The 11,488-nt window shown below is 63.7% G+C and carries 10 protein-coding genes; 2 read left to right on the top strand and 8 right to left on the bottom strand.

Annotation, left to right across the window (positions count from 1 at the left end):
- Positions 1 to 80: 80 nt before the first annotated feature.
- The 5 genes from ACQY7R_RS14655 to ACQY7R_RS14635 all read right to left on the bottom strand — a co-directional run bounded on the left by ACQY7R_RS14655 (position 81) and on the right by ACQY7R_RS14635 (position 5,319).
- Positions 81 to 656, bottom strand: coding sequence for a Uma2 family endonuclease (locus ACQY7R_RS14655; RefSeq protein WP_428306337.1), 576 nt, complete (start codon positions 654 to 656; stop codon positions 81 to 83).
- 109 nt (positions 657 to 765) lie between these two features.
- Positions 766 to 2,709, bottom strand: coding sequence for a sensor histidine kinase (locus ACQY7R_RS14650; RefSeq protein ID WP_428306336.1), 1,944 nt, complete (start codon positions 2,707 to 2,709; stop codon positions 766 to 768).
- Positions 2,706 to 3,395, bottom strand: coding sequence for a response regulator transcription factor (locus ACQY7R_RS14645; protein WP_428306335.1), 690 nt, complete (start codon positions 3,393 to 3,395; stop codon positions 2,706 to 2,708). The genes ACQY7R_RS14650 and ACQY7R_RS14645 overlap by 4 nt, the downstream gene beginning before the upstream one ends.
- Before the next feature lie 114 nt (positions 3,396 to 3,509).
- Positions 3,510 to 4,847 (bottom strand): hypothetical protein, encoded by a 1,338-nt coding sequence (locus ACQY7R_RS14640; RefSeq protein ID WP_428306334.1) that lies wholly within the window; start codon positions 4,845 to 4,847, stop codon positions 3,510 to 3,512.
- 148 nt (positions 4,848 to 4,995) lie between these two features.
- Positions 4,996 to 5,319: a hypothetical protein gene (locus tag ACQY7R_RS14635; protein ID WP_428306333.1), complete on the bottom strand. Its 324-nt coding sequence runs from the start codon at positions 5,317 to 5,319 to the stop codon at positions 4,996 to 4,998.
- A gap of 223 nt (positions 5,320 to 5,542) precedes the next feature.
- Between ACQY7R_RS14635 and ACQY7R_RS14630 the strand changes: the two genes are divergently transcribed.
- Entirely contained in the window at positions 5,543 to 6,415 is an 873-nt protein-coding gene (locus ACQY7R_RS14630) for a DUF480 domain-containing protein (RefSeq protein ID WP_428306332.1), read from the top strand.
- A gap of 12 nt (positions 6,416 to 6,427) precedes the next feature.
- Here ACQY7R_RS14630 and ACQY7R_RS14625 read toward each other — a convergent pair whose 3' ends face one another.
- Positions 6,428 to 7,873: an MFS transporter gene (locus ACQY7R_RS14625; protein WP_428306331.1), complete on the bottom strand. Its 1,446-nt coding sequence runs from the start codon at positions 7,871 to 7,873 to the stop codon at positions 6,428 to 6,430.
- A gap of 415 nt (positions 7,874 to 8,288) precedes the next feature.
- Between ACQY7R_RS14625 and ACQY7R_RS14620 the strand changes: the two genes are divergently transcribed.
- Positions 8,289 to 9,350, top strand: coding sequence for a bile acid:sodium symporter family protein (locus tag ACQY7R_RS14620; protein ID WP_428306330.1), 1,062 nt, complete (start codon positions 8,289 to 8,291; stop codon positions 9,348 to 9,350).
- A 262-nt stretch (positions 9,351 to 9,612) separates the two neighbouring features.
- On the opposite strand, the gene ACQY7R_RS14615 is transcribed toward ACQY7R_RS14620, so the two are convergent.
- Both ACQY7R_RS14615 and ACQY7R_RS14610 read right to left on the bottom strand, forming a co-directional pair.
- Positions 9,613 to 10,419 (bottom strand): 3-keto-disaccharide hydrolase, encoded by an 807-nt coding sequence (locus tag ACQY7R_RS14615; RefSeq protein ID WP_428306329.1) that lies wholly within the window; start codon positions 10,417 to 10,419, stop codon positions 9,613 to 9,615.
- A gap of 77 nt (positions 10,420 to 10,496) precedes the next feature.
- The gene (locus ACQY7R_RS14610; protein WP_428306328.1) at positions 10,497 to 11,243 is read right to left on the bottom strand and encodes an NAD(P)H-hydrate epimerase; all 747 of its coding nucleotides are present in this window, start codon (positions 11,241 to 11,243) and stop codon (positions 10,497 to 10,499) included.
- Positions 11,244 to 11,488: the final 245 nt, after the last annotated feature.

Here is an 11,488-nt window from a genome sequence, read left to right as displayed (position 1 = left end):
GAGCCGCCGGAGCAAGGCTCGATACGCGCTGCCCAGTAGTAGCCGCTCCGGCGGGTCGTTGACCCGCGGCTACTGGACGGTTAGCTCGCCCAAGAAACCTTGGCATAGACGTCGGCTAGCGCTAGCTCGCAGCCGACCGTGGGGAACGCGATCGACGCCTCAATTCCGGTCGCTTCGCTCAGCGACCAGACGCCGTCGTTGCCGCGGCTAAAGAGCTCGACGTGCGCGCGATCTTGAGCGACCAACGCATACTCGCGCAGCGATTCGATCTGCCGATAGTGCTCGAACTTCTTACCGCGGTCGTACTTCTCCGTCGTTTCCGACAGCACCTCAATGATCGCCTGTGGATTGAGAAGCGTATCGAAATGCTCGTCCTCGAAGCGAGGCTTCTCGCAGGTGACGACGACGTCGGGGTAAGTGTAGAGGCCCGAGGCTGAGACCTTCACCCGCATATCGTTCTGATATGCTTCGCAGGGCCGTTGCAAAAGCTGAGAGTGCAGTGAGGCGCCGATATTGCCGGTGATGAGATTGTGCTCGCGGCTCGCCCCGCCCATCGCGAACATCTCGCCGTGATAAAACTCATGCTTCGCCTCCACGTCGCGCTCGATCGCGAGATACTCTTCGGGAGTCAGCAGGCGTTGGAGTTGAGCTGACATCATGGTTCTCAATGGACTGGGCGAAGTCGTATGCTGCAGCTGACAGCTTAACTGCAAAAAGGTCAGCCCAAGTATAGCATGGTCGATTCGGCTCGCAGGACAGCGGTATTCAGCCTGCCGGCAACCGCAGTTGCACGCTGGCGCCAGGGCCGCCGTTAGCGGCGCCGATGCTCAACTCACCTCCCAATTCGCGAGCCAGCCGTCGGCACAAAGCTAGGCCCAAGCCGACGCCAGGCGCGCTCTCCGCGGCTTCTTGGGCGCTTTTGCTAAAGGGCGTCGATCGTAAGGCCTGCTTCGTCGATACGAAGCCAGGGCCGAAATCACGCACGCTGAACGACGCCCAACGACCATCGCGAACTGTCGAGAAGACAATCCGGCGATCGGTTGCGCGGCCCGCATACTTCGCCGCGTTGTCGACGAGGTTGAATAAGATCTGCTCGACGACGCCGACGTCGGTGAGCAGCGGAGCGTCGGCCGACGCTTCGTCGACGTCGCATTGCAACGTCATGCCGGCTTGCGCTGCACGCTCAGCGAGACGCGGCTCAAACCGATCGACGAGCACGGCTGGAGTCGTCCGCTCGCTCCGCTGCGGTTTCCGGCCACGTTCGAGCCGTGCGTAGGACAGGACGTTTTCGACCAGGTGCGTCAACCGCTCGGCTTCGGTGCGCAACGTCTGCAAATACTCGCGGCGTCGTTCGGGGGTCGGCACCATGTCGCGCGCGAGCATTTCGGCGTACATGCGAAACGTCGTGAGCGGCGTGCGAAGCTCATGCGTTACCGAGGAGACGAATGCGGCACGCCGCTCGCTCAGCGCGACGACGCCCCACAGCAGTAAGCCAACTGCCGCGAGAGCGCACGCGAGGGCGACCCAGCCGACGCCGAGCGCCCACTGCAGCGGTCCGTCGCCCGTGGCGCTGGCGAGCGCCGCCGTGGAATCGCCGACAACGAGTTTCACCGGCAACCCGGCGAGCATGCGGGTCGCGTCGATTGGGTCGTCGCCGCGCACCGGAACCAAGTCGGCGTGGGGAACGAGCGACGCGGTCTCGGCTAGCAGCTCTCGCTTCAGCCGTGGCCAATCGAGCCAGCTCCCCTGCACGAACGTTTGTCCGTCACGATCAACGCGACGCGCGAGCAGCAATTCATCGCCGACCCAGACCGGGCGGCTCACGTACTCGACGGTGCGTGCGTCATTTGCATCACGCTGGCTTGGCACGCTACGCATCAAGGAATTTCCGAACTGCTGCTTCGAGAGCTCTTGCACGGCGGCTTGCTGATACCGGCTTTCGCGGCCTCGGTAGTCGGCGGCGCCGCGCGACTGCTGGGCGACTTGCTGCTGGAGCGATATATCAGGCTCGTCGAACGGGTTGGCTTCGTCGTCCCCAATCCCGGCCAGCGGTTGCTCCGCTGTTTGCATTTGGCGGTCGCCCTCGCCGCCAGCCGGTGCATTCGCGCTGTAGTAGTTGCCGATCGGAGGGCCATTGGCGGCCACTTGATCGCCGCCCGTGGACTGCGGCGTGCCGCCGGTTACTAAATTTGGCGTCGGGATCGGATCATCAGGCAGTATCTCCAAGAGTTGCCCGACGTTGACGGCGTCGGCGAGCGTCTCAAGCTTTCGACGGTTTGCTTCCGTGGCGGCGTTCGGCAGACCGTTACTCGCGGCGAGTTCCGTCTGCTCCGGCGGAGGCGCCTGTGGCGAAGCCCAGCGGCCGTCGGCATACGCATTAAAGTTGAGCAACACGTTGTCCGGCGTTTTGGCCAAGATCGGCGAAGCGACGGATCCTAAGTTCCATTCGCTCTTGTTCGCCGCCGGCACATTGACGAACGACTCGTAGAACTCATGCGGACGCGTTACTTCCTCCGCAATCAACGGCGCTAGCTTCGTATCCATCTGCCAGAGGGCCTGACTGACGTTTTGCTCCAGTTGGGCCTCGGCCCGTGCGAGCGACCGCTCGCGATCTACCCGCAAGGCATGGAGCGTCAGCCACGCAAACGCCGCTGTCGCGACGACGCCGCAGAGTGCAAAGGCCAGCCAGACGTGCCAAGGACGCTTCATGAAAGACTCTGAGCCAGCATGTACCCGCGACCGCGCACCGTCATCAGCAGCGTCGGATTCTCGGAATCGTCACGCAGCTTTTCCCGCAAGCGGGCGACGTGCATGTCGACCGTGCGAGTCGAGACGCCGCGGGCGTCGATCTGCCAAACGTTTTCGAGCAACTCTTGCCGCGGCACCGTGCGGCCCGCATGTCGCGCCAGGTATCGCAGCAGTTGCTGTTCGCGTTCCGACAGTTCGACGCGCTCACCGTCGCTAAACTGTACCTCGCAGCGGGCAAAATCGACCCGCCCGCCGGCGAACGCAATCGCCTCCACGTCGCTCGGCCGGCTCGGCGAACGCCGTAGCACCGCGTAGACCCGCGCGAGCAGTTCGTTGACGCTGAACGGCTTCACCACATAGTCGTCAGCGCCGAGTCGCAAGCCGCTGACGCGATCGCTCTCTTCGCCGCGCGCGCTGAGGATAATCACTGGCAGCGTTGGCTTCACATTCCGCACTTCGCGCAAAATTTCGAGCCCCGTTTTTCCCGGCAGCACCATGTCGAGCAGCAGCAAGTCGAACTCCCGCCGCAGCGCCATTTGGCAGCCTTCCTCGCCGTGCCCCGCTTCGATTACGGTGTACCCCGCGTACGTCAGCGCATCGACGACGCCGCGACGAATCGCGTCGTCGTCTTCAACGGTGAGAATCATTTGCTGTGGCATAAAGTAGCCGCTGGTCAACGACCAACCGGAGCAGACTAAGATCGAGATTGCGTAACGTTTCCTATCAACGCTCCGGCGGCTCGTTGAGCCGCGGCTACCAGTTTACTTCGCCGCTGGCGGTTCGGTCAGCCCGCCTTGGTCGAGAGCGGCGTAGGCATCGCCGGCCGTCAGTCCAAGCCATGGATCGCTCGACGGCGTCAGGAACAACTCCGCGTAAACGCGTTCATTGAGCGGGCCGACTTCCTGCGTAGCCGTGCCATTGGCGAACCAATTATGGATCGTGCGGTGGAGCGTGTACTCGTTTCGGACGCCGTCGACCGCAAGCGAACGCTCGAAATCGCCAACGATTTTCAGCAGCGGGTTCTCGACTTTGCGTTTGCTGTAGGTAGCCCGCATCGCGGCGTCGGCAATCTCTCGCGGAACCTTGCCGCGCATCAGGGCGACGCTCTGTGCATCAAGTTTCGCCTCATCGGCATGCCGCGCGGCGATCACTTGCCAGAATCGTTCGTCTTGCTCCGCGAGTGCTTCGCCGGCGGGAGCGAACGGGGCTACGAGCTTCGTCTCCACCAGACTCTTCGACACCGCCACGCGCGCCGCTTGCAGCGCGGTCGGATGGCGTCGCTGCAGTTCTGCGGGCGATGCCTTCGATTGTAAGCTATATGTCGGCGGATTGAGCAACTCCGGCGCCACCTCTGCGAGATCAGCTCGAAGCTGCTCGGCAATGACGAGTTCGCGATGAGTGTGGTACTCCTGCAAGAATCGCTGGCGTCCCATTTCGCTGCTGATTTTAACGTAACGCGACGCCAGATCATGCGAACGCTCCAGCCACTGCAAAAACGCCTGCGGTCCGTACAAGCCCGGCAGCGCGTCGACCGGCGCGCCGGTCGCATCGAGCACGTAGTGCGCACTGTTGCCGGTAAGCGTCCGCTCCAGCGTGCGGCCATCGCCAAAGTCGACCGTCACGCGCGGCACGGGGCGGACGCTTTCCCAGTGGAGGACGAAGTGATCGCGAAGGTAGTCGCTAATCTCGGCGTTGGCGTAAAGCGCCGTCCGAAAGAAGCGGCTATTCGCACAGCTGTACTCGTCAGTTAGCTTGCCGAGCATCCGCAAGCTGAGGATCGGCCGACCGCTCTCGGCGGCGGCGAGCTTGGCTTGCTCGAGGTCGGTGTACCAGTAGAGCCGTGAAGCCGTCGCATCTCGTTGGCCAGCCACCTGATCGACCAACTGCTTAAGTCGCTCGGCTTCGTCGTTGTCAGACGTCGAGCTGTAACGCTCCAGCGCGGAGAGCAGGCCCGCTGGCCCCTTCGCACGAAGTGCCGCAGCTTCCTGATCAAGCTGCATGACGCCAGGGTCGCGACAGGTCGTTCCATAGCCGCCGCAGGCGTAGGCCGCCACGGCGCCGAGCGATACGAGCGACAACAGACCTAAGGTTCGAAGCATGACAAGATCTCCGGTTCGCGTGAAACAGGAAGTCATCGGGCGTGAGCCCACTGCTTCTTGATCGTACGCGGAGCGAAGACCTGTGCGTGTAACGCCTCTGTAACGTCTGCCGGCGTCGCGCGACCGGCAGGCTAGACGGACCGCCGCATCAGATGTCGCGCGAAAGCTCGGTCCAAATGGTCGCGGCGCCGCCGACGACCAGATTGAAGACCGGCAGCAGCGTCAGCGTTCGCGCCATGCGAATCTTGTCGCGGGCGAAGGCCCACCATGACGCGATCACCGTTCCGATGCAGACGAGCGGAAAGCTGCCGATGCAGAGCGCCATTAGCACCCACGGGACGTTGGTGAACGCCTCGGCCGAGTCGAACATCATGGGCACGAACATCGCCGGCAGCGCCGACGTGACGGCGAGCGCGCCCCACAGTAGCGATGCCGCCACGAGCAGCCACTTGGTGTTTCGCTTTGCATCCATCGTCAGCCCTCGCGATTGTTCGCCGCCCGCTCCTGCGAGACGCACTTCACAACTTTAGTCCGCGGCGAAGCAGTGCACCCGTCACGGAAGCTGCGGCGAATTCGCTGCGTTGCCGCCGCCGGTCGCTCTCTGCGGGGTCGGCCGATTCTGCGGGTTACGACCGGCAACATCCACGGTAAACTGGGGGTTTGCGTTACCGCTGAATCTCCGCAGGATGGCATCGATGAGCGAACAGTCCGCAGCCCCCGCCGGCCCGAAGTGGCGCCAACTCGAACGGATCGAGCGTCGCGTCGCCGGCGTGTTGGTCGAAAAGGCGAAGACCACGCCCGACAATTACCCGCTGTCGACGAACGCGCTCGTGAACGGTTGTAACCAAAAGAACAACCGCTTCCCGCAGATGACGCTTGATGAAGATCAAGTGACCGACGCGCTCGATTCGCTGCGTAAGTCCGGCGCCGTTGCGTTGATCCAGGGCGACGGCCGCGTCGAGAAGTATCGCCACCTGCTCTACGACTGGCTCGGCGTCGATAAGTTCGAAATGGCCGTGATGGCCGAACTGCTGCTGCGCGGCGCCCAAACGCTCGGCGAGTTGCGGGGTAGGGCGGCTCGCATGGAGCCGATCAAGGGAATCTCCGAACTCGGCCCGATCGTGGAGTCGCTCCGCACGAAGGGCTTGCTAATCTTCCTTACCTCGCCCGGTCGCGGCGGCGTGGTGACGCACAATCTTTACCAGCCGCAAGAGCTGGCGAAGGTCCGCGCCGAACATGGCGCCGGCGATACGAACTACGAAGGGCCAATTACCGCTGCGGAACCTGCGCCGAGCGCTTACTCCGCTCCCCCGCTAGCCTCCGGCTCCGCCGGGGGGCCGGCTTCAACGCCGCCGAGCGCCGCCCCATCGTCGCCAGTAAGTTCTCCCGCCCCAGCGGCAAGCGAATCCCGCCCCGCACCAGCGGTCGACAACGGCGTTCTAAAACAACTCGCCGATGAACTCGCCACGCTTAAACGAGACTTCGCCGAGTATCGTGACCAAGCCGACGCCCGCACCGACGAGCTCCGTCGCGAACTCGACGACCTGAAATCGCAACTGGGTGTTTAATCGTTCGACGGTTTAAGCCGCGTCAATCGTCGCCCCGTTGGCTTGAAACGCCGGTGCCGCGTCGGTCGCTCCCAACAAGCGGCTGCCGACGGCGACGGTTACCGCCACGGTCGTGAAGAACCAGAGCGACGGATTGAATCCGCCGAGCAGGTCGACTGAGGCGCCCATTACCAACGGGCCAAGGGCGCTGCAACTAATGCCGACCGTCATCGACGTGCCGCGGATGCGTCCCAGGTGAGCGGGGCCGAAGTATTGGGCCCACGACGCGCTCGATACGACCGTCATCAGTCCCTGCCCGACGCCGAAGACGGCGTACGCGACCAGCGCGATCGAGCCGCCGGCGGTGGCGAGGATCGTGCAGGTGAGCGCCGTGCAGCAGAGGGCGCCGCTGATAAGGTAGCGAATTGGGAAGGCGTCGATCAGCCGGCTGCTGCCGAGCTGCATGATCGCCATCGAGATCGCCATGAGCGGAGTCGCCCACGCGGTTTGCGTGAAGCTGAGGCGGTGGACCTTCAGCAGCGATTCGAGGTGAAACAGCAGGCCGGTGCCGATCAGCGACCAGACGCCGGTCGAGATTAGCAGTAGCCAGAACATCCGCGTGCGGAGGGCTTCGCCGAGGTTCATCGACGGCGGGTTGTCTTCGTCGACGAGGCGGAGATTGGACGCGGTCGCCGAAACTGAAAACCCCTCACCCGACCTCTCCCCTCGGGGGAGAGGGGTTGGAGCGCCATCCATTCGTTGGCCGACGTCGCTGGGGCGTTCGCGGTAGACGAACAGAATGAGCGGCAACAGAACGGCCATCAGCGCGACGCCCAGTAGGGCGTAGGCCGAGCGCCAACCGATGCCGTCGATCAGCATCATCATGCTCACCGGCACCAGCGCCATCGACGCCGCCATGCCGAACTGCATCATGCCGCAGGCAGAAGGGAGTTTCTTGTCGAACCACGCGGCCAGCGTATTCGTAGCGAGCAGACTTAACAGCCCGGCGCCGACCATCCGCAAGCCGAGGCAGGCAATGAACAGCGTCGTGCCGCTGCTGACCGTCGAGGCGTAGAAGCAGGCTGCGGCCATCGCCGTGATCGCCGCCAACAGCGAACGCTTGAGTCCGTAGCGGTCGGAGAGGGCGCCGAGAAACGACAACGGCACGGCCGCGCACAACGTGGCGAGCAGGTAGGCGGCTGAGAGATCGGTTTGCGATAGCGACAGCGACTCACGGATCGACGAGTTGAACCGCATGAAGCCATAGGTCTGGCCCGGCGCACTGCTGATCATCACCAGCGTCGCCAGCGGGACCATCACCCAGCCGTAGAAGAGCTTGTCGCGAGTCGCTGCCTCGTTAGCTCGCGCGCTGCCAGGGTGAGTTTCAGGGTGGCGGTCGAGACCGCGGGCGGGCGTCGCGAGGGGAGGGTACTCAAATTCCATCGCCCGAGTAGCGGGCGATGCAGCAACGCGCGACATCTGTTAGGCGGGGGGTTGGCGGGTAAGCGGCAGGATTGCTCGGCGAGGTCGAAATTCCCAGTGGCGGGGCGGGAGTGTAGGAAACTCGACGCCTCAGGGACACAGAGAAATCGCCCCAAGTTCGTGAAGAATCGGAAAGATTCGCGCAGCGGAGGTGCGAGTAGCCGCGGCTCAACGAGCCGCTGGAGCGGGGCTCGGAGGAATGTCGAATGAGGAATGTGGAATGGGGGGATCAATTCCGCCGCCACGCGTCGCGCCAGTAGCAGCCCCAATTCCCCATTCAGCATTCCCCATTCGAGCCCCGCTCCGGCCGGTCGTTGACCGGCGGCTACCAGCTAAAACGCCGCTGAAACGTCCCCCTCGATCTGCTATCCTGGGGATACCCGCGATTCCCTTTTGCCCCGTTCGAGCAGCGATGGCGTCGACCGATAGCAGCCATAACGCTTCCCCTGCCGGAATCGCGGTCTGGGCCCACTGGCTCCATCGCTACTTCCTGGCCGCGTTGCTAGCGACCTACGCTCTGTCGGGCTTATTGCCCGGGCCTGGGGCGGCGATCCGGGAATTCTCCGTCACCTTCCCGGGCGGGCACCAAGAGCGGGTCTCAATGCTGCTGCTCGCCGTGCTCCTCTTCTGCGCGGCGGCCGTGATCCAGTGGTCGCAGATTCGCGATCTGCTTGAACGCCCCTGGGTGGTCGTGGTCGGGCTGCTGACGGCGTGGCTGGGGCCGGCGCTGGTGGTGTTGGCGTTCAGCCCGCTGTTGCCGTGGCTCGACTTGCACGACGCCACGGCGGGCATGATGGTTGGCTTCGCCCTGGTCGCCGCGATGCCGGTGGCGAACTCGTCGGCCGGTTGGACGCAGAACGCCGGCGGCAACGTCGCCCTCAGCTTGAGCCTGATCGTACTGTCGATCCTGCTCAGCCCGATCGCGACGCCCAACGTGCTGAACCTGATGGGCTGGGCGCTCTCGCGGAGCGACGTGGAGCGGATCGAAACGCTCGTGACGCAGTTCTCCGGCTGGAAGTTCATCCTGTGGGTAATCTTGCCGTCGCTCGCCGGCGCCGCGGCGGCGTGGCTTGCCGGGCATCGCCGCATCGCCCGCGCGAAGCCGTGGTTCCGGCTGATCACGCTGGTGACGATCCTCGTGCTGAACTACGCCAACGCCTCGCTCGCCATCGCCCAGATTTGGACCGGCGAGCGATTCGTGGTGATCCTGATCGCTGCGATCATGGCCGCCGCGGTGAGCATCGTCGGCATCGCGCTCGCCTCGCTGCAGGCGCGCATCTTCGGGCTGACGCGCTCCACATGGATTACGCTCGCGTTTGGGTTGAGCATGAAGCACACGGGCCTCGCACTGGTGCTGGCCGGCTCGTTCCTGCAAGACCAGCCGCGCGTGATCCTCGTGGTGCTGCTCACCACGCTCGCGCAGCACATCGCCGCGGGCGCCATCGACCTCTACATCCAACACGCCCGCAAGTAGCCGCGGCTCAACGAGCCGCCGGAGCGATTATTGAGAGGATTTACCACGAAGACACGGCGAGCACGAAGGCGCACTAAGAGGGAATGAAACAAAGAACGTCGTGACTTTTAGAGTTAGCAGTTATGTGCCAACGCTCGACGACGTTCTGCAAGATTTAACTTCTCCCCTCGGCCTTCATCTTCTTCGTGATTCTTAGCGGCCTTCGTGTCTTCGTGGTTTGTCTTCCTACCACCGCTCCGGCCGGTCGTTGACCGGCGGCTCTCTAGTCGAGCGGTCGCACCTTGATGTTCCGCCACAGGCACTTCTTGCCTTCGGGGTAGCTGCCGCCGCCGTGGACTTGCACGGCGATCGAACCCTTTTCGGTGAGCGCCTTCAGCACGGCATCGCGATCGTACAGCGGGATGTCGGCCGCACTGGCGTCGAATACCGCGACCTGTTGGTCGTTGAGCGTCGTGGTGATCTTCGGGTACTTGCCCCCCTCGACGCGGATGAGGAAGTGATTCCAATCGTTGATCTTCCACGCCGCGAGCCATTCGCCCGGCGAGCATGAATCAATGAGGCCGACTTCCGAAGGCTGCTTCTCATCGATCGTCTTCAGCGCGACGAGCTTGCCGTCGGTCTCTTCACCCCGCAGGCTAAACGCGCGGGCGAGCCAGCCGCCGGTCGCTTCGCCATAGAAGTGCCCAATGTTGCCGCCGTTGTAATAGTCGACGGTCATTTGAATGCACTCGCCCTTGTCGTTCGCGCGGAGGAAGACGCCCGAGTCGACGCCCCACGACGGCTTCATTTCGAGCGAGAGCTCGAAGTTTTCGAACTTGCGATCGGTGAGCAGAATGCCGCCGTTGCCGGAACCGGGCGGATCTTGCTGGCCCGCCAATACGCCACCCGGTTCGACGGTCCACTTCGCGCCGGTGCCGTGGGCAATCTTGTCGGGGTTCGCATGCCAGCCCTTGAGCGTCTTGCCGTCGAAGAGCGTGATCCAATCGTTGCCGGCGGGCTCCGCGGCGTGGACGAGGTTTGCCACAGTGACGTACGAAAGAGCCAGGAGCAGATGGCGAGCAAACTTCACGATGAGGTCTCCTAAAGTATCCGGCATGGTTTGCATGCCGCGGGCCGCGTGAGGTGCAGACGAGTCTCGGCCCTACTCTAAACGCCCGCGGCCTCGCGTACCAGTCGCAGCGGGAGGCCGATGTCGGCGATGCTCAGCTCGCCGACGTACCCTGCGGCCTGCGGCGCGAGCAATCCAGGCTTGGCGGCGGCGAAGGTGACCGTGAGATCGGCCTGCACCGCGGCCGCCGCAGCGACGCCGCTGTCGCAATCGAGGCCGCTCGGAACGTCGATGGCCAGCCGCCGCGCCGGTTGAGCATTCATCCAACGAATTGCCGCCGCGAACGGCTCCCGCGGCTCACCCGTCGCCCCGGTGCCGAGGAGGGCGTCGACCAGCCAATTGGCGCCGCTGGCATGCGCATCGAGTAGGTCCGCAACGTCGCCGTGAGAGGCGTCGACAATCGGCACGCCGCATTGCTGCAAGATGGCATAGTTCGCCAGCGCATCGCCAGCGAGTTCACTCGCGGCGGCTAGCAACATCACGCGCACCGCGACGCCGCGAATCGCCAAATGCCGCGCTATGACAAACCCATCGCCGGCGTTGTTCCCCTTGCCGCAAAGAACCGCGACTGAATAGTCGGCTCGCGTCGCAGCGTTCCCGGCGAGCCGGGGGGCTCGTCCCCCCGGACCTGAATCCCCACCCAACGCCGCATCAAACGAGAGCAGCGCATCCACCGCCCCGCGCCCAGCATTCTCCATGAGCACCAGCCCGCTGATGCCGTACCGCTCAATCGCGATCGCATCCACGCGACGAACTTGCTTACGAGTCAGCACCAACGGCGTCATGCCGCCAGTCTATCGCGCGAGCCAGCCGCGGCTCAACGAGCCGCCGGAGCGATTACCGAGAAGATTTACCACGAAGACACGACGAGCACGAAGACGCACGAAGGGAGAAGGTGACAAGAAACGACGTGATTTTGAGAGTGAGCAGTTTCATGCCAACGCTCGACGACGTTCTGTACGACTTGCCTTCTCTTCATAGCCTTCATCTTCTTGGTGATTCTTAGCGACCTTCGTGCCTTTGTGGTTTG

Origin of the sequence: Lacipirellula sp. (assembly GCF_965279485.1) — a bacterium.
Taxonomy (GTDB): domain Bacteria; phylum Planctomycetota; class Planctomycetia; order Pirellulales; family Lacipirellulaceae; genus Lacipirellula.
Note: the sequence above shows the minus strand (reverse complement) of the source record. Positions and strands in the feature narration are given on the sequence as shown.

Bases quoted from the DNA above. Each gene is read 5' to 3' on its own strand.
- ACQY7R_RS14640 (WP_428306334.1), bottom strand. From the start codon at position 4,847: ATGCTTCGAACCTTAGGTCTGTTGTCGCTCGTATCGCTCGGCGCCGTG.
- ACQY7R_RS14620 (WP_428306330.1), top strand. From the start codon at position 8,289: ATGGCGTCGACCGATAGCAGCCATAACGCTTCCCCTGCCGGAATCGCG.
- ACQY7R_RS14635 (WP_428306333.1), bottom strand. From the start codon at position 5,319: ATGGATGCAAAGCGAAACACCAAGTGGCTGCTCGTGGCGGCATCGCTA.
- ACQY7R_RS14650 (WP_428306336.1), bottom strand. From the start codon at position 2,709: ATGAAGCGTCCTTGGCACGTCTGGCTGGCCTTTGCACTCTGCGGCGTC.
- ACQY7R_RS14630 (WP_428306332.1), top strand. From the start codon at position 5,543: ATGAGCGAACAGTCCGCAGCCCCCGCCGGCCCGAAGTGGCGCCAACTC.
- ACQY7R_RS14610 (WP_428306328.1), bottom strand. From the start codon at position 11,243: ATGACGCCGTTGGTGCTGACTCGTAAGCAAGTTCGTCGCGTGGATGCG.
- ACQY7R_RS14645 (WP_428306335.1), bottom strand. From the start codon at position 3,395: ATGATTCTCACCGTTGAAGACGACGACGCGATTCGTCGCGGCGTCGTC.
- ACQY7R_RS14625 (WP_428306331.1), bottom strand. From the start codon at position 7,873: ATGTCGCGCGTTGCTGCATCGCCCGCTACTCGGGCGATGGAATTTGAG.
- ACQY7R_RS14655 (WP_428306337.1), bottom strand. From the start codon at position 656: ATGTCAGCTCAACTCCAACGCCTGCTGACTCCCGAAGAGTATCTCGCG.